Below are 18351 nucleotides of genomic sequence, written 5' to 3' on the forward strand. Positions count from 1 at the left end.
ATCGTGCGGGTAGGTGAGCACCGGTTGCCCGGTGCCAGAGGAGTGTGGAGCGTGCGTCATGACGATGCGGTCCAGAGAGGCGACATCGCAACGATACCCGAGCAAGCGCTCAGACGGCACGCCCCAGGCGCGCGGTGGACGGGCACGGCGGCGCGGCAACGCCGCACACGCGAGCGCCGCTCAATCGCGGCCCGGCTGGAGCGCCTTGATGGTATCGGCCGGCAGCTCAGGCGCGGTGTTCGAGATCTGCTGGGCGATGAGACGCGCCGAGCCGAGCGAAAGCGCCCAGCCTGCCGGCCCGTGGCCTGCGTTGACGTAGAGGCGCGGATGGCTCACGCTACCGACCGCCGGCAGGCCGTCGGCGGAGAGCAGCTTCATGCCCTCCCACGCGAGCGAGGCCGAAATGCGCGCGGCGCCCGGCGCCCAGTCGCGCGACGCCTCGCCGAGCAGCGCGAGGGCGTCTTCGGTGAGCGCCTCGGGCAGCGCGTCGTCGACTTCCTGCGCGCGCAGCAGCACGGCGGCGCCCGATATGCGCAGCCGGTGATTCATGCGCGCGATGGCGATGCGCTTGCCGGCATCGACGATCGTGGTCTGCGGCACGCATTCCTCGTGCGCCACCGGCGAATTGAGCGTGTGCATGCGCAGCGGATAGAACGGCATCTTGAGGCCGAGCGGCGTGAGAAGCCGCGGCGTTTGCGCGCCCGCGGCGACCACGACGGCGTCGCCCGAGATCACCTCGACGTCGCGCGAGCGGCCCGCTTCGTGCGCAGGCGGCGCGAGTTCCACGGCCGCGCGCCGGTCTTCCAGGCGGATCGCGCTGACCTCGCGGCTCATCTCGAACTGCACGCCGCCCTGGGCGTCGAGCACCTGCTTGAGCAGCTTCACGAAGAGCGGGCAGTTGGCTACCCGGCCGGTCTCGAAGCGCACGCCGCCCGCAAACGGCGGATCGGCGGGGATGGCATGGTCGAAAGCCACGCATTCCGCGGGCGAAAGCGCGTGGTGCGGCGTCTCGAAGCGGCGCAGCAGCTCGAGGGCCGGTTGCGTGAGCGACCATTCGTCGTTGCCGCGCACGAGGTAGAGCAGGCCGTCGCGCTGCTCGTAATCGAGCTGGAAGCGCGCGTCGATGTCGGCGAGCACCGCTTGCGCCGAGTCGATGAGCGGGCGCAGCAGCGCATAGCGCTCGGCGAACGCCTCGGAGCCGTGCAGCGTGGCAAGGCGCTTGGCGAAACCGTGCGCCTGGCCGCGCCAGCCTGTCTTGCTGATCACGCCGCCGGACGACTGACGGCCATTGCGCAGGAAGGTGGGGCCGAACCAGACGTCGAGCGGCGTGGGCAGCGCAATGCCGCTATGCCCGTAGGTCGCGCCTTGCGCGACAGTGGCGTGGCGTTCGATCACGCAGACGCGATGCCCGGCCGCGCGCAGCTGCCAGGCGGTAGCGATGCCGGCGATTCCGCCGCCGATGACGATGACATCCATGACGATACGATCTGCAGGCAGGTGGCGCTCGCTCGGGTGAGGGCGTCCTGCCGAAGGTGGGGCGTGCAGCGCGCCGAAGCCATGCCCGGGTGCGCCGATCAGACGAAACGCGCAATCATAGCAGCGAAAGCGTCCGCATCGCCATGCGCGAGGCCGGCTTGCCACACGCGTTGCGCATGGCCGCCGGGGCGGTCAGGGCAAGCCTTCCGGGTTATAATCGCGGTCTCCCTTCGCCTGACCGTCGCCATCCCCCGCGCGACGCATCGCCACCTTGCGACGTGTTTCGCGCGAGGCGAAGCCGTGACGCAACTCTGACGCAACCTCGACGCAACGCCCCAGTCCATGGCCCACTTCTCGTGTTTCCCCGGCGCTTCGGCCCTTTCCGACTTCCGTCAGACCCGCCTGCTCGAGACGCTTCAGCGTATCGACGCGAACATCGTCGGCGTGTACGGCCAGTATCTGCATTTCGTCAATTCGGCTACGCAGCTCTCCGCTGACGACAGCGCGAAGATCGAAGCGCTGATGCACTACGGCGCGCCGTTCGCGGCACCGCAGGAGCGCGGCAGCGCGCTCACGTTCCTCGTCGTGCCGCGCTTCGGCACCGTGTCGCCGTGGGCGAGCAAGGCCACGGACATCGCGCACCATTGCGGCCTCGAGCAGGTGCGCCGTATCGAGCGCGGCGTCGAATACACCGTGGTGCTCAAGTCGGGCCTGCTCGGCGGCAAGAAGACGCTTTCGGATGAGGCGCACGCCGCTGTCGCCGCGGCGCTGCACGACCGCATGACGGAGAGCGTGGCGCCGTCGCGCGACGCGGCGCTGCATCTGTTCGACGAACTGCCGGCCCGCCCGATGCAGACGGTCGACGTGCTCGGCCACGGCCGGGCGGCGCTGGAGGCGGCCAACGGCGAGCTGGGGCTCGCGCTCGCCGACGATGAAATCGACTACCTCGTCGAAAACTTCAAGAAGCTCGAGCGCAACCCGACCGACGTCGAGCTGATGATGTTCGCGCAGGCCAACAGCGAGCACTGCCGCCACAAGATCTTCAACGCGAGCTGGACGATCGACGGCCAGGATCAGGATATGTCGCTCTTCGCGATGATCCGCAACACCGAGAAGATCAGCCCGCAGGGTACGATCGTCGCGTACTCGGACAACTCGTCGATCATGGAAGGCGCGGTCGCGGAGCGCTGGTTCCCGCGCAGGGACAACGCCGACGGCACGCAGGGCGAGCCGGGTGAACGTTATGGCCGCCACACCGAACTCACGCACACGCTAATGAAGGTGGAGACGCACAACCACCCCACGGCGATCTCGCCGTTCGCGGGCGCGGCAACGGGCTCGGGCGGCGAAATCCGCGACGAAGGCGCGACGGGCCGCGGCGCGCGTCCGAAGGCCGGCCTCACGGGCTTCACGGTTTCGAACCTCGATCTGCCCGACGCGCGCGAAGCATGGGAAGACGCCCGCGACGCGGCCGTGCCGCTCGCGCTGCGCAACCCCGCCGACACGCAGGGCGCCTACGGCCGCCCGGACCGTATCGCGTCGCCGCTGCAGATCATGATCGACGGCCCGCTCGGTGGCGCCGCGTTCAACAACGAATTCGGCCGGCCGAACCTCGGCGGCTATTTCCGTACCTACGAGCAGAACGTGGCGGGCACCGTGCGCGGCTATCACAAGCCGATCATGATCGCGGGCGGCCTCGGCAACATCAGCGCGCAGCACACGCACAAGCACGACCTGCCGGCCGGCACGCTGCTGATCCAGATCGGCGGTCCGGGCATGCGCATCGGCATGGGCGGCGGCGCGGCCAGCTCGATGGCCACCGGCACCAACACCGCCGAACTCGACTTCGACTCGGTCCAGCGCGGCAACCCGGAAATCGAGCGTCGCGCGCAGGAAGTCATCAACTCGTGCTGGCAACTGGGCGAGCGCAACCCGATCCTGAGCATTCACGACGTGGGCGCAGGCGGCCTTTCCAACGCCTTCCCGGAACTCGTCGACGGCGCGGACAAGGGCGCGCGCTTCGAACTGCGCAAGGTGCAGCTCGAAGAGTCGGGTCTTTCGCCGCGCGAAATCTGGTCGAACGAATCGCAGGAACGCTACGTTCTCGCGATCGCACCCGCCGATCTGGCGGAGTTCCAGGCGATCTGCGAGCGTGAGCGCTGCCCGTTCGCCGTCGTGGGCGTCGCGACCGACGCGCGCGACCTGAAGCTCATCGACGCCGACGAGCACGCGCTCGCGGCCAACGGCGGCCACCAGCCCGTCGACATGCCGATGGACATCCTGCTCGGCAAGCCGCCGCGCATGCACCGCAATGTCGAGCATGCGAGCATGCCGCTCGCGCCGGTCGAAGTCACGGGCGTCTCGCTCGACGAAGTCGCGAAGAGCGTGCTGCGCCACCCGACCGTGGGCAGCAAGTCGTTCCTCATCACCATCGGCGACCGCTCGGTGGGTGGCACGACGGTGCGCGACCAGATGGTCGGCCCATGGCAGGTGCCGGTGGCCGACTGCGCGATCACCGCGCTCGACTACGCCGGCTACAAGGGCGAAGCGATGACGATGGGCGAGCGCACGCCGCTCGCCGTGATCGATGCGCCCGCATCGGGCCGCATGGCCGTGGGCGAGGCGATCACCAACATCGCCAGCGCTCCGATCCTCTCGCTCGACAAGCTCAAGCTCTCCGCGAACTGGATGGCCGCGTGCGGCGCACCGGGCGAGGACGCCGCGCTGTACGACACCGTGAAGGCGATCGGCATGGAGTTGTGCCCGGCGCTGGGCATCGGCATTCCGGTAGGCAAGGATTCGCTCTCCATGCGCACGAAGTGGAATGAGGAAGGCGTGGCAAAGGAAGTGGTCGCGCCGGTCTCGCTCATCATCTCGGCGTTCGCGCCGGTCGACGATGTGCGCCGCCATCTCACGCCGCAACTGCGCCGCGTCGACGAAGTGGGCGAATCGGTGCTGATCGCGATCGATCTGGGCCGCGGCAAGAACCGCATGGGCGGCAGCATTTTCGCGCAGGTCACGCAGCAGGTCGGCGACGCGGTGCCCGACGTGGATAGCGCCGAAGACCTCAAGCAGTTCTTCACGGCCATCCAGCAACTGAACGCGAACGAGCAACTGCTCGCGTACCACGACCGCTCGGACGGCGGCCTGTGGGCGACGGTCTGCGAAATGGCCTTCGCGGGCCGCACGGGCGTGTCGCTGAACGTGGACATGCTCGCGCTCGACAGCGAGCACGAGTCCGACTACGGCGACGCCAAGGACTGGGCGAAGCAAACGAGCGGCCGCCGCGAAGACCGCACGCTGCGCGCGCTCTTCTCCGAAGAACTCGGCGCCGTGATCCAGGTGCCCGCACAGCAGCGCGACGTCGTGATGGGCGTGCTGCGTCAGCATGGCCTCTCGGTATGCTCGCACGTGATCGGCACGCTGAATCCGCGCGACTCGATCGAAATCTACCGTGACGCCAAGCGCATCTACGAAGCGCCGCGTGCGGAACTGCAACGCGTGTGGAGCGAAGTGAGCTGGCGCATTGCGCGTCTGCGCGACAACCCCGCGTGCGCCGATTCCGAATACGACGCGCTGCTCGACGCCGGCGATCCGGGCATGCAACCGCATCTCACCTTCGATCCGGCCGAGGACGTCGCCGCGCCGTTCATCGGCAAGGGCGCGCGTCCGCGCGTGGCGATCCTGCGCGAACAGGGCGTGAACTCGCACCTCGAAACCGCGTACGCGTTCGACCGCGCCGGCTTCGACGCGCACGACGTCCACATGAGCGACCTGCTCGAAGGCCGCGCCACGCTCGCCGACTTCGCGGGCGCGGTGGCCTGCGGCGGCTTCTCGTACGGCGACGTGCTGGGCGCGGGCGAAGGCTGGGCCAAGACGATCCGCTTCAATGCGAAGCTCGCGGACATGTTCGCGGCGTTCTTCGCGCGCGAGGACACGTTTGCGCTCGGCATCTGCAACGGCTGCCAGATGATGTCGAGCCTCGCCTCGATGATCCCGGGCGCCGAAGCCTGGCCGAAGTTCACGCGCAACAAGTCCGAGCAGTTCGAAGCGCGCTTCTCGCTGGTGGAAGTGCAGGGCTCGCCGTCGATCTTCTTCAACGGCATGGAAGGCTCGCGCATTCCGGTGGCGGTCGCGCACGGCGAAGGCTTCGCGGACTTCGCGCAGCAGGGCGACATCTCGAAGGTTGCGGTGGCGATGCGCTACGTCGACCATCGCGCCCAGGCGACCGAAGCCTACCCGTTCAATCCGAACGGCTCGCCGCAAGGCATCACCTCGGTCACGACGCCCGACGGCCGCTTCACCGTGCTGATGCCGCACACCGAGCGCGTGCAGCGCACGGTGACGATGAGCTGGCACCCCGAAGCCTGGGGCGAGGCAAGCCCGTGGATGCGTGCGTTCCAGAACGCGCGCAAGTGGGTGGGCTAACGCGCCTCGCGGACGGTTGACGCCAGGGCACGCCAAAGGCGACTTGCCTTGGTGGAAAACCCCGGTCATGCCTCGATTGCGAGTGCGGGCCGGGGTTTTTGTCTTTTGGGCGTTGATCGGCGCGGTCTTGCGGCGAATAGCAGCGTTAATCGCCGCATTTTTTGCGGTGATTGGGTTGTGCATGCGGCGAATACGTCTCATAATCGCCGCATGAATAGCGGCGAATACTCCTACATCTGGCAAGCCGGCGACTGGCCTCAGTGGCGCTTCGATCTGGCGGCGCTGGCCGAGCCCATGGCCGAGGTCAGCCGCGCCCAGGGCTTGCTGGTGGGCAGGCTGGCCGATGTCGGCCTGGCGCTGCGCGATCAGGCGAGCCTCGCGGCCCTGACGGAGGACGTGCTCAAGACCAGCGAGATCGAGGGCGAGCAACTCGACGTCGCCTCCGTGCGTTCGTCGATCGCGCGGCGCATGGGCGTGGACATCGGTGCGCTCGCGCCGGTGGACCGCCACGTGGAAGGCGTGGTGGAGATGGTGCTCGACGCGACCACCAATAGCCGCGCGCCGGTCACGCGCGAGCGCCTGTTCGGCTGGCACGCCGCACTGTTTCCTACGGGCTACGCGGGCCTGTCGCGGATCAACGTCGGTGCATGGCGCGACGATGCGAGCGGACCCATGCAGGTGATCTCGGGGCCGATCGGCCGTCAACGCGTGCATTTCGAGGCGCCGCCCGCGAACCGGCTGGAAGCCGAAACGCGGGGCTTTCTCGACTGGCTCAACGGCCCGGCGCAAGAGCCGCCGCTGATCAAGGCCGCTCTCGGCCACTTGTGGTTCGTCACGCTGCACCCGTTCGACGACGGCAACGGCCGCGTGGCAAGGGCCATCGGCGACTTGCTGCTCGCGCGCGCGGACGGCAGTGCGCAGCGCTTTTACAGCCTCTCCGCGCAGATTCAGCGGGAGCGCAAAGGCTATTACGACATTCTCGAGCGCACGCAGCGCGGCTCGACGGATGTCACGCTATGGCTCGCGTGGTTCTTCGACGCGCTGCATCGCGCCGTCGATCAGGCGCAAATCACGCTGGACGCCGTGCTCGCCAAGGCGCGCTTCTGGCGCGAGTGGGCCACGACGCCGTTCAACGAGCGCCAGGTCAAGCTCCTGAACCGCTTGCTCGACGGCTTCGACGGCAAGCTCACGAGCGGCAAATGGGCGGCCATCGCCAAATGCTCGTCCGATACGGCATTACGCGACATCAACGACCTGGTGACGCTCGGCGTGCTGCGCAAGGCGGAGGGGGGCGGCCGCAGCACGAGCTACGAGCTCAACGCGTAGCCGCAAACAAAAACCCCGCGCCTTCGAAGGTCGCGGGGTTTTTAGAACAGCGAAAGCGGCAAATGCGCGGCAAACGAGCCGCCATGCAACCTTACTGAATCTTCGCTTGCTTGCGCAGGTTCTCTTCGAACGCCTGCAGCTTTTCCTGCTGGATCTGCTGGACGATCTGCGGGCGCACCTGTTCGAGCGGCGGCGGCGTGACCGGGCGGATGTCGTCCACGCGGATGATGTGCCAGCCGAACTGCGTGTGCACCGGCGTATCGGTCATCTGGCCTTTTTGCAGATGCGTGGCCGCGGTCGCGAATTCCGGCACATAAGCCTTCGGATCGGACCAGTCGAGGTCGCCGCCGTTCTTGGCCGAGCCCGGGTCCTTCGAGTACTGCTTCGCGAGGTCTTCGAAGCTGGCGCCAGCCTTGATCTTCGCGATCAGGTCCTTGGCCTGCTGCTCGTTGTCCACGAGGATGTGATGCAGGTGGTATTCGCTGCCGCCCGCATCCTTGGTCAACTGGTCGTAGCGCGCCTTGACTTCGGCGTCGCTCGGCTGGTTGTTCTTCACGAAGTTTTCGATCAACGCGCGCAGCACGACGGTTTGCTGTGCCACGGCGATTTGCGCCTTCACGTCCGGCTTGTTCGGAATGCCTTCGCGAATGGCTTCCTGCATGAGGATTTCCCGATTCACGAGCTCTTCACGCACGGCCATCTGAAGCTGCGGCGAATCCTGCTGGCCTTGATGCACGAGCTGGTCGATCAGCGCATCGGCGCGCGCTTTGGGAATCGGCGTGCCGTTCACGACGGCGATGTTCTGCGCAAAGGCGGGAGCCGCCGCAAACGCAGCCAGCAACACCCAAAGATGGGTTTTCTTCAAGGTCATCGGAAAGTCCTAACGGGGCGAACCAAAATGGCGAACAAAAGGATCAAGCAGGTCGGAATCTAACGTGGGCTACCGGGGCAGCGCCGCGGCTTCTTCGGGCGTGAGCGCCGTGATCGCGAGTGCGTGGATGCCGCGCTGCATGGCCTCGGCCAGCGCATCATACACCATGCGGTGCCTTGCCACGCGGGCTTTCCCCGCGAATGCGCCCGCAACGATCGTGACATGATAGTGACCGCCGGCAGCGGCGCCCGCGTGTCCAGCGTGCTGCGCGCTGTCGTCGCGCACGTCGATGGAAACGGGGGCGAGCGCCGCGGTCAGGCGCGTTTCGATGAGCGCCATGCGCTCGGCGGGGCTGGCGTTGAGAAAGACGTCGCTCATTCTTCTTCCTTCATGTAACGCGAAAGCCACAGGCTCTGGCCGACGATGAACACCACGAGGATGCCGGTCGCGCCGAACAGCTTGAAGTCGACCCACGCGTCGGTAGAAAAGTGAAAGGCCACGAAGAGATTGAGAATGCCGAGCAGCGCGAAGAAGATCGACCAGACGAAGTTCAGTTGCGTCCAGATGCGCGGCGGCAGGGTGATCTGTTTGCCCATCATCGCTTCGATGAGGTTCTTGCCGAATGCCACTTGCGAAACGAGCAGCACGACCGAGAACGCCCAGTAGAGCACGGTGGGTTTCCACTTGATGAAGGTCTCGTCGTGCAGCATCAGCGTGGCGCCGCCGAACACGACGACGATGCCGAGCGAAAGCCACAGCATCGGGTCGACCTTGCGGTGACGGAATGCGACCCACGCGATCTGCACGAGCGTAGCTCCAATCGCCACGGCCGTAGCCGTAAAGATGCCCCACAGCTTGAAGGCGACGAAAAAGAGGATGATCGGGAACAGATCAAACAGGAATTTCATTATCGGCCTGAGAGTTGACGAATTGAGCCCGGCAAAAGAGGGCACGACGCTGTCAAGGCCGCATTGCGCCCCGCGCGGGGCGCGGGGCTACCTTGCCAACGTTCACTTGGGCTCGAATTGTAGCGCAGCCGAATTGATGCAATACCGAAGGCCCGTCGGGGCCGGACCATCCTCGAACACGTGGCCGAGGTGCGCGCCGCAGTTCTTGCAGCGCACCTCGATGCGCAACATGCCGTGCGTGCGGTCGGTTTTCTCCTCGATCACCTCGCCGTTGATCGGGCGGAAGTAGCTCGGCCAGCCACAGCCCGCGTCGAATTTCGTGTCGGACTCGAAGAGCGGCGTGCCGCAACACACACAGTCATAGACGCCCCGATCGAAGTGGTCCCAGTACTTGCCCGTGAACGCGCGCTCGGTCGCGGCGTGGCGCGTGACCTGATACTGCGCGTCGTCGAGCTGCTCCCGCCATTGCTCGTCGGCTTTGTAGCCCGGGTAGGCGGTGGAGTTATGGTCGTCCTGGCTCATGTTGGGTTCCTGTCGGGTGGGAAACAAGGATCACGTAGATGGGGGCGCGCTCACGAAGAGCAACTGACTTCGAGCGAACTCGCCCAGTCGGGCGGCAGCCCTGCGTACGACGCGTTTTCGGGCTGCTCGTCGAATGGCCGCTCCAGCACCTTGGCGAGCCGCTCGACTTCGCTGAAGTCCTTTTGCGCGGCGCGCTCGATCGCCGTTTGCGCAAGGTGATTGCGCAGCACGTATTTCGGATTGGTGCGGTTCATCGCTGCTGCGCGCGCGGCGTCGTCGCGTGATTCGTGCGCGAGGCGCGCGCGGTAGTCGGCGGCCCAGGCGTCGAAGGCGGCTCGATCGAGAAAGAGATCGCGCACCGGCGTGTCGCCGCTCGCGTCATGCTTCGAGACGCCCGCGAGGTGGCGATATGTGAGCGTGAAATCGGCACGGTTCGCATGCATGATTTCGAACAGCTTGTTCGCGAGCGCGTCGTCGCCTTCGCGCTCGTGTTCGAGGCCGAGCTTCGCGCGCATGCGCGCTTCGAGCGCGGGCGCGAAGTGCCCCTTGAAGCGTTCGAGCACACCTTGCGCGTCGGCCACCACGCGTTCGCCGCGCTTCTTTTCGTCGGCGATCTCGTAGTGCGCGCCGAACAGCGGCACGAGCGCCTGCGCGAGGCAGAAGAGATTCCAGTACGCGATCTGCGGCTGCATGCGGTACGCGTAGCGGCCCTGCGAATCCGAATGATTGCAGATGTGGTTGGCGTCGAAGCCGTCCATGAAGCCGAACGGACCGTAGTCGATCGTGAGGCCGAGGATCGACATGTTGTCGGTGTTCATCACGCCGTGGCAGAAGCCCACGGCCTGCCACTCGACCATCAGCGCCGCCGTGCTGCGCACCGCTTCGTCGAGCAGGGCGAGGTACGGGTCGTCGGCGTCGCGCAGTTGCGGATAGAAGCGCGCGATCACGTGGTCGGCGAGCGCGCGCAGCGCGTCCACGTCGTCGTGAGAATAGAAGTGCTCGAAGTGGCCGAAGCGTACGAAGCTCGGCGACACGCGCGTAACGACCGCAGCCGTTTCCATGTCTTCGCGACGCACGGGCTGGTCGGAGCCGATTACCGTGAGTGCGCGCGTGGTCGGAATGCCAAGATGATGCATGGCCTCCGAGCACAGAAATTCGCGGATCGACGAGCGCAGCACCGCGCGGCCGTCGCCCATGCGCGAGTAGGGCGTGCGGCCCGCGCCTTTGAGCTGAATCTCGTTGCGCGTGCCATCGTGCTCGACCTCGCCGAGCGTGAGCGCGCGGCCGTCGCCGAGTTGGCCCGCCCACACGCCGAACTGGTGGCCGGAGTAGACCGTTGCGTACGACATGGCCGAAGGCGAGCGCTCGCGCGTGAAATTCCCGCTGAAGAACCCGGCGAACGCGGGATCGGCGACAGCGGACGCATCGAGCCCGAGTTGCGCGGCCATGGCGTTCGAGAAGCCGACAACGTAAGGCGCAGGCAGCGGCGCGCCGGGCAGTCGCGTGTAAAAGCGGGCGCCGAGTGCGGCAAAGGCGTCGTCGCGCGGCACGATCAATGCGCGTTCGAAGTCGGCGAGCGGACCGGTGGCGGGCGTGTGCGTAGCGGACGAGCCGCCTTGGGAGTCGGGAGTGCCTGGTGAAAACGACATATTGAGGGCCTGTTGAATACTCGATATTGTAAGTCCGCACCCGCCGGCGTGCTGGGGCGCGTTCGAAGCTTGCCGGCGCGCCAGCGACAGACGAGAACGTAGTACGCGAAAGACAACGACACCGAACGCCGATCAAACGCGAAGGAGACCGCTACCGATGAGTGCGCCGCTGCTGGGACAGATGATGGATGTGCCGCTCACGCTCCCGTCGTTGATCGCGCATGCGGCGCGCCATCATGGCAGCGCGCAGATCGTCTCGCGCCGCGTCGAGGGCGATATTCATCGTTACACGTACCGCGAGTGCGAGGTGCGCTCGAAGCAGCTTGCCCAGGCGCTGGTGGCGCTGGGCGTGGCGCCGGGCGAGCGCGTCGGCACGCTGGCCTGGAACGGCTACCGGCACCTCGAAGCCTATTTCGGCGTGACGGGCTTCGGCGCCGTGTGCCACACCGTCAATCCGCGGCTCTTTCCCGAGCAGGTCGCGTGGATCGTCAATCACGCCGACGACCGCTACGTGCTGTTCGACACCACGTTCGCCGCGCTCGTCGACGCACTCGCGCCGCAATGCCCGAACGTGCGCGGCTGGGTCGCGCTGTGCGACGAGTCGCACCGGCCGGCAATGCGCACGGAAGTGCTCTGCTACGAAACGCTGCTCGCCGCGCAGGACGGCAACTACGTGTGGCCCGAACTCGACGAGCGCAGCGCCTCGAACCTTTGCTACACGTCCGGCACCACGGGCAACCCGAAAGGCGCGCTCTACACGCACCGCTCTTCCGTGCTGCATGCGTATGGCGCGTCGCTGCCCGACGCAATGGGGCTTTCCGCGCGCGATGCCATTATGCCGGTCGTGCCGATGTTCCATGTGAACGCATGGGGCATTCCGCATGCGGCGCCGCTCACGGGCGCGAAACTCGTGCTGCCCGGCAAGGATCTCGACGGCAAGTCGCTCTACGAACTCATGGAAGCGGAAGGCGTCACCACCTCGGCCGGCGTGCCCACGGTCTGGCTCGGCTTGCTGGCGTATGTGCGCGGAGCCGGCGTGCGTTTTACCACGCTCCGGCGCACCGTGGTCGGCGGCTCGGCGTGCCCACCGGCGATACAACGCGCCTTCGAGGACGACTACGGCGTGCAGACCATCCACGCGTGGGGCATGACGGAAATGTCGCCGCTCGGCACGCTCTCGAGGCTCAACTGGGAGCAGTCGGAGCGCCCGCGCGAAGCGCAGCAGGCGCTGCTCGAAAAGCAGGGGCGCGTGATTTTCGGCGTGGACATGAAGATCGTGGGCGAAGACGGGCGGGAATTGCCGTGGGATGGCGTGACGTTCGGCGACCTGCACGTGCGCGGGCCGTGGGTGATCGACCGTTATTTCCGCCAGGAAAGCGGCTCGCCGCTCGTGGACGGCTGGTTCCCCACGGGCGACGTCGCCACGATCGACCCCGACGGTTTCCTGCACATCACCGACCGCAGCAAGGACGTGATCAAGTCGGGCGGCGAGTGGATCAGTTCGATCGACCTGGAAAACATCGCAGTGGCGCATCCGGCCATCGCGGAGGCCGCGTGCATTGCCTGCGCGCACCCGCGCTGGACCGAGCGGCCGCTCATCGTCGCGGTCAAGAAGCCCGGCGCCGCGGTCACGCGTGAAGAACTGCTCGCGTACTTCGAAGGCAAGATCGCGAAATGGTGGCTGCCCGACGACGCCGTGTTCGTCGACGAATTGCCGCACACGGCAACGGGCAAGCTGCAAAAGCTCAAGCTGCGCGAGCAGTTCCGCGCATACGTGCTGCCGACTGCGCTCGCGGTGGAGGGGTGTCCGTTCGACCCGGCGCAAGACGCCGCGAAGCCCGGGTAGGCCGCCCCGAGCCACCCGCGCAGCCGCGCAAGGTTCTCCGGCGCAGCCATCTGGCTGCGTTTTTTTTCTTCCGACTTTTGCCCGCCGACCCGCCAGATTCGTACGGTCAGTACAAACCCTGGCGTCCGCGGCGCAGCAAAAAATTGAACGAACGTTCTTTTTTGGGTATTCTGCCTGCTGACCGGGAATGTCGGACAATGATGCCGACGACGCACATCGCGGCCCGCAAGCATGGAGGCAGGCAAATGGCAGTGGACTACACGACTCGCGACGGCGTCGCCGTCATCACGCTCAATAATCCGCCCGTCAACGGCCTCGGGCATTCGACCCGCGCAGGCATTGTCGAGGGCCTCGCGCGCGCCGCGAGCGATCCGGCCGTTGCGGCCATCGTGATCACCGGCGCCGGCAAGGCGTTCTCGGGCGGCGCGGACATCACCGAGTTCAACACGCCCAAGGCGATGCAGGAGCCCACGCTCCACACCGTCATCAAGGAAGTCGAAAAGAGCGCGAAGCCGGTCGTGGCCGCGATCCACAGCGTGGCCATGGGCGGCGGTCTCGAACTGGCGCTCGGCGCGCACTACCGGGTCGCCGCTGCCGGCGCGCAGATCGCGCTGCCCGAAGTGAAGCTCGGCATTCTGCCGGGTGCGGGCGGCACGCAGCGTCTGCCGCGTGCGATCGGCCTTGAAGCCGCGCTCAACATGATCGTCACGGGCGCGCCGGTGATGAGCGAAAAGCTCGTGAATTCGGGGCTCTTCGACGCCATGACGCAAGGCGATCTGCTCGACGAGGCGATCGCATTCGCGCGCAAGGCGGCCGACAAACCGGGCCCGCATCCGCTCGTACGCAACCGCAAAATCGAACATGCGAACGCCGAAGGCTTCCTGCAGTTCTCGCGCAACTCCGTTGGCGCGATAGCGAAGAACTACCCCGCGCCGGTCAAGTGCGTCGACGCCATCGCGGCGGGTGTGAAGCAGGGCTTCGAAAAGGGCCTCGCCTTTGAGCGCGAATGCTTCCTCGAACTCGTGCAGACGCCGGAAAGCCGCGCGCTGCGCCACGCGTTCTTCGGCGAGCGCGCTGCGAGCAAGATTCCCGATGTGCCGTCGAGCACGCCCACGCGCGACATCCAGAAGGTCGCGGTGATCGGCGCGGGTACGATGGGCGGCGGCATCACGATGAACTTCCTCAACGCGGGCGTGCCGGTCACGCTGCTGGAAACGAAGCAGGAAGCGCTCGATCGCGGCCTTGCCACGATCCGCAAGAACTACGAAGCGCAGGTCAAGAAGGGCAAGCTCACGCAGGAGAAGGTGGAAGCGCGCATGGCGCTCATCAGCCCGACGCTCTCCTACGACGACCTCAAGCAAGCCGATCTCATCATCGAAGCCGTGTTCGAAGAACTCGGCGTGAAGGAGCAGGTGTTCAAGCGCCTCGACGAAGTCGCCAAGGCTGGCGCGATCCTCGCCTCGAACACCTCGACGCTCGACGTCGACAAGATCGCGGCGTTCACGAAGCGTCCGCAGGATGTGGTGGGTCTGCACTTCTTCAGTCCTGCCAATGTAATGAAGCTGCTCGAAGTCGTGCGCGGCAAGGAAACGGGCAAGGACGTGCTCGCCACCGTCATGCAGGTCGCGAAGAAGATCCGCAAGACGGCCGTGGTTTCGGGCGTGTGCGACGGCTTCATTGGCAACCGCATGATCGAACAGTACGTGCGTCAGGCGCTCTACATGCTCGAAGAGGGCGCGCTGCCCGCGCAAGTGGACCGGGCGATCGAGAAGTTCGGCTTCGCGATGGGTCCGTTCCGCATGAGCGACCTGGCCGGCAACGATATTGGCTGGGCTATTCGCAAGCGCCGTTATCAGGAACACCCGGACATGAAGTACTCGAAGATCGCCGACCGTCTGTGCGAGACCGGCCGCTTCGGGCAGAAGACCGGCGCGGGCTGGTACGACTACAAGGCGGGCGAGCGCAACGCGCTGCCTTCGAAACTCGTCGACGAGATGATCGTGGCGTACTCGAAGGAAGCCGGTGTGGAGCGCCGCAAGATCAGCGACGAGGAAATCGTCGAGCGTCTCGTGTTCTCGCTCGTCAACGAAGGCGCGAAGATTCTCGAGGAGGGCATCGCTTCGAAGGCGTCAGACGTCGACATGGTCTATCTCACGGGCTACGGCTTCCCGCTGTGGCGTGGCGGCCCGATGCTGTATGCCGACACGGTCGGCCTCTACAACGTCGAGCGCGCCATTCGCCGCTACGCGCAGCAGCGCAATGGCGAGGCGTGGGAAGTCGCGCCTTCGATTGTCGATCTGGCTGCCACGGGCGGTACGTTTAACTAAGCATCATTCACGGACGCAACAGCGGACGAACAGGCGAACGAACATCATGAGAAGCGCAGACGACGTGCTCCTGCTGATCGACCTGCAATACGACTTCATGCCCGGCGGCGCGCTTGCCGTCGCGCATGGCGATGAAGTCGTGCCGGTCGCGAACCGGCTCGCGCAGGGCTTCAGCCACGTGGTGCTCACGCAGGATTGGCACCCGGCACAGCACGTATCGTTTGCGGCCAACCACGCGGGACGCGCGCCGTTCGAGACGACGGCGCTGCCCTACGGCGAGCAGGTGTTATGGCCCGTGCATTGCGTGCAGGGCACCGAAGGGGCTGCGCTGCATCGCGACCTGAACGTGCCGCACGCGCGCGCGGTGATCCGCAAGGGTCATCACGCCGACGTGGACAGCTACTCCGCGTTTCTCGAAGCCGACCGCAAGACGCCCACGGGCCTCGCGGGTTATCTGCGCGACGTGGGCGTGAAGCGCGTGTACTGCTGCGGCCTCGCGACCGACTATTGCGTGGCGTGGTCGGCGCTCGACGCGTGCGCCGCGGGCTTCGAAACCGTGCTGATCGAAGACGCCTCGCGCGCCATCGACCTGAACGGCTCGCTTGCCGCCGCGTGGCAGCAGTTGCTTGCCGCCGGTGTGAAGCGCGCGCAATCGGCTGAGGTGCTGGCATTGTCCGCCTGAACGTCCAATCAAAGACATCCTCTGGATTCAATATTCGTAGTGGGAGACATCGCATGACTGACGCCGTAATCGTATCGACCGCCCGCACGGGCCTCGCCAAATCCTGGAAGGGCGCCTTCAACATGACGCACGGCGCCACGCTCGGCGGGCACGTGACGCAAGCCGCCGTCGAGCGCGCGAAGATCGACCCCGCGCGCGTGGAAGACGTGATCATGGGCTGCGCGAACCCCGAAGGCGCCACGGGCGCGAATATCGCGCGCCAGATCGCGCTGCGCGCGGGCCTGCCCGTGAGCGTGCCGGGCATGACCGTGAACCGCTTCTGTTCATCCGGACTCCAGACGATCGCACTCGCTGCGCAACGCGTGATCGCGGGCGAAGGCGACGTGTTCGTCGCGGGCGGGGTGGAATCGATCTCGTGCGTGCAGAACGAGATGAACCGCCACATGGTGGCCGAAGGCTGGCTCAACCAGCACAAGCCCGAAATCTACTGGAGCATGCTGCAAACGGCCGAGACGGTCGCGAAGCGCTATGAAATCTCGAAGGAGCGCCAGGACGAGTACGGCGTGCAGTCGCAGTTGCGCGCGGCGGCCGCGCAGGCAGCGGGTCTCTTCAACGACGAAATCGTGCCGATGACGGTGCTCGCCGGGGTTGCCGACAAGGCGACGGGGCAGCTCGTCACGAAGGAAGTGACGATCGCAGCCGACGAAGGCATTCGCGCCGACACCACGCTCGAAGGCGTTGCGAAGATCCGCACGGCGATGCCGGGCGGCGTCATCACGGCCGGTAACGCGAGCCAGTTCTCGGACGGTGCGAGCGCCTGTGTCGTCATGAACGCGAAAGTCGCGGAGCGCGAAGGCCTGCAGCCGCTCGGCATCTTCCGCGGCTTCGCCGTGGCGGGCTGCGAGCCGGACGAGATGGGCATCGGTCCCGTGTTCGCCGTGCCCAAGCTGCTCAAGCAGACGGGCCTGAAGGTCGAGGACATCGGCCTGTGGGAGCTGAACGAAGCGTTCGCGGTGCAGGTGCTGTATTGCCGCGACAAGCTCGGCATTCCCGCCGACCGCCTGAACGTGAACGGCGGCGCGATTGCCGTCGGTCACCCGTATGGCGTGTCGGGCGCTCGCCTCACGGGCCACGCGCTCATCGAAGGCAAGCGCCGCGGCGCGAAGTTCGTCGTGGTGACGATGTGCATCGGCGGCGGGCAGGGCGCTGCGGGCCTCTTCGAAGTCGTCTGACGCCGGGGCGCGGCAGTGGGCATGTCCGCTGCCGCACTCACGATTTCACCGCTTTCCCGCTGCTATACGCGCGCCGGGCCGCCCTCGCGCTCGAGTCGCTGCGGGTATCATGACGGCTGTCGGCGCGCGCACGGTGCGGCGCCTGTTCCCATGCAGACTGAAAGAGGTGAGTTCGTGATTCGTCATATCGTGATGTGGAAGCTCAAGGAGTCGGCAGAAGGCGCGACGCGTGCCGAGAACGTCGTGAAGTTCAAGGCGCTGCTCGAAGCCTGCCGCGATCTCGTGCCGGGCACGCTGCACCTCGAAGTCGGCGTGGCCGGCCCGGGCCTCGCTTCCACGTTCGACCTCGTGCTCGTTTCCGACTTCGCCGATCAGGCCGCGCTCGACGGCTATCAGGACCACCCCGAGCATCTCGTCGTGAAGCAGTTCGCGAAGCTCGTGGTCGAGTCGCGCCAGTGCGTGGATTACGTGGTCTGAAACGCATCATGACCGGTACCGCAGATCAATCGCAGGGCGGCGGCGCGCCAAAAGGCGAAGACGCTCAACAAGCGCAACCATCGCTCACGATCATCGAGAGTCCCTTCGTCGAGCATCTCGGCGCGCAACTCGTGAGCGCGCGTGACGGCGCGAGCGAAGTCGTGCTGCCGCTCGCCGAGCGGCATCTGAATACGTGGGACGTCGCGCACGGCGGCGTCACGATGACGCTCGCCGACATCGCGCTCGCCATGGCGGCGCGCAGCGTCGCCGCCGACGGCGTGGGCGTCGTCACCGTCGAAATGAAAGTGAACTTCATGCAGCCGGGGCGCGGCGAATTGCGCGCCACCGGCCGCGTGCTGCACCGTTCCACCACGATGGCCTATTGCGAAGGCGAGATTCGCGACAGCGAAGGCCATTTCGTCGCCAAGGCGCTCGGCACCTTCAAGTACATGCGCCGGCTTGCAGTGGGCCGCGACGTGACGCGTCAGCGTCTGCGCAGCGACCCCAGCGCGCGGCCAGGGCCGAGCGACGGTTAAACGCGCAATCGGGCGCGTGCGACGGCTTTGCTCGTGCGCGCCCGATTGCTGTTCTCTCGCGCGGCAGGCGT

The 18351-nt window shown here is 66.4% G+C and carries 14 protein-coding genes; 8 read left to right on the plus strand and 6 right to left on the minus strand.

The annotated features are described in order from the left end of the window. Positions 1-180: 180 nt before the first annotated feature. Positions 181-1476 carry an FAD-dependent oxidoreductase gene (locus M3A49_RS36305; RefSeq protein WP_266233177.1) on the minus strand — a complete coding sequence of 432 codons (1296 nt, stop codon included), beginning with the start codon at positions 1474-1476 and terminating at the stop codon, positions 181-183. Positions 1477-1818: 342 nt separating this feature from the next. Between M3A49_RS36305 and purL the strand changes: the two genes are divergently transcribed. Together purL and M3A49_RS36315 are read left to right on the plus strand one after the other, a co-directional pair. Next, a complete protein-coding gene (gene purL, locus M3A49_RS36310) occupies positions 1819-5904 on the plus strand; it encodes a phosphoribosylformylglycinamidine synthase (protein WP_266233178.1) in 4086 nt (1361 codons plus the stop codon). A gap of 210 nt (positions 5905-6114) precedes the next feature. Then, a complete protein-coding gene (locus tag M3A49_RS36315; protein ID WP_266233179.1) occupies positions 6115-7230 on the plus strand; it encodes a Fic family protein in 1116 nt (371 codons plus the stop codon). Positions 7231-7321: 91 nt separating this feature from the next. On the opposite strand, the gene M3A49_RS36320 is transcribed toward M3A49_RS36315, so the two are convergent. The 5 genes from M3A49_RS36320 to M3A49_RS36340 form a co-directional block, all read right to left on the minus strand. Then, on the minus strand, positions 7322-8101 hold the full coding sequence (locus M3A49_RS36320; protein WP_254314012.1) for a peptidylprolyl isomerase: 780 nt from the start codon (positions 8099-8101) through the stop codon (positions 7322-7324). Positions 8102-8170: 69 nt separating this feature from the next. After that, positions 8171-8479 (minus strand): BolA family protein, encoded by a 309-nt coding sequence (locus M3A49_RS36325; RefSeq protein WP_028206991.1) that lies wholly within the window; start codon positions 8477-8479, stop codon positions 8171-8173. Next, complete coding sequence (locus M3A49_RS36330) at positions 8476-9009, minus strand: septation protein A (RefSeq protein WP_042269484.1); 534 nt, start codon at positions 9007-9009, stop codon at positions 8476-8478. The genes M3A49_RS36325 and M3A49_RS36330 overlap by 4 nt, the downstream gene beginning before the upstream one ends. Before the next feature lie 102 nt (positions 9010-9111). After that, on the minus strand, positions 9112-9531 hold the full coding sequence (msrB, locus tag M3A49_RS36335; RefSeq protein WP_201696977.1) for a peptide-methionine (R)-S-oxide reductase MsrB: 420 nt from the start codon (positions 9529-9531) through the stop codon (positions 9112-9114). A gap of 50 nt (positions 9532-9581) precedes the next feature. Then, the gene (locus M3A49_RS36340) at positions 9582-11180 is read right to left on the minus strand and encodes a protein adenylyltransferase SelO (protein ID WP_266233181.1); all 1599 of its coding nucleotides are present in this window, start codon (positions 11178-11180) and stop codon (positions 9582-9584) included. A gap of 157 nt (positions 11181-11337) precedes the next feature. Between M3A49_RS36340 and M3A49_RS36345 the strand changes: the two genes are divergently transcribed. The 6 genes from M3A49_RS36345 (at position 11338) to M3A49_RS36370 (ending at position 18280) form a co-directional block, all read left to right on the plus strand. Beyond that, positions 11338-13026: a 3-(methylthio)propionyl-CoA ligase gene (locus M3A49_RS36345; protein ID WP_266233182.1), complete on the plus strand. Its 1689-nt coding sequence runs from the start codon at positions 11338-11340 to the stop codon at positions 13024-13026. Positions 13027-13271: 245 nt separating this feature from the next. Beyond that, positions 13272-15353 carry a 3-hydroxyacyl-CoA dehydrogenase NAD-binding domain-containing protein gene (locus M3A49_RS36350; protein WP_266233183.1) on the plus strand — a complete coding sequence of 694 codons (2082 nt, stop codon included), beginning with the start codon at positions 13272-13274 and terminating at the stop codon, positions 15351-15353. 46 nt (positions 15354-15399) lie between these two features. Continuing rightward, positions 15400-16035, plus strand: coding sequence for a bifunctional nicotinamidase/pyrazinamidase (pncA, locus tag M3A49_RS36355; protein ID WP_266233184.1), 636 nt, complete (start codon positions 15400-15402; stop codon positions 16033-16035). Positions 16036-16088: 53 nt separating this feature from the next. Further along, positions 16089-17267, plus strand: a complete 1179-nt coding sequence (locus M3A49_RS36360; protein WP_266233185.1) for an acetyl-CoA C-acyltransferase — start codon at positions 16089-16091, stop codon at positions 17265-17267. A gap of 174 nt (positions 17268-17441) precedes the next feature. Next, the gene (locus M3A49_RS36365; RefSeq protein WP_028206999.1) at positions 17442-17744 is read left to right on the plus strand and encodes a Dabb family protein; all 303 of its coding nucleotides are present in this window, start codon (positions 17442-17444) and stop codon (positions 17742-17744) included. 8 nt (positions 17745-17752) lie between these two features. Next, positions 17753-18280, plus strand: a complete 528-nt coding sequence (locus M3A49_RS36370) for a PaaI family thioesterase (protein ID WP_266233186.1) — start codon at positions 17753-17755, stop codon at positions 18278-18280. Positions 18281-18351 lie beyond the last annotated feature (71 nt).

The organism is Paraburkholderia sp. CNPSo 3076 (assembly GCF_026343935.1).
GTDB classification, from domain to species: domain Bacteria; phylum Pseudomonadota; class Gammaproteobacteria; order Burkholderiales; family Burkholderiaceae; genus Paraburkholderia; species Paraburkholderia nodosa.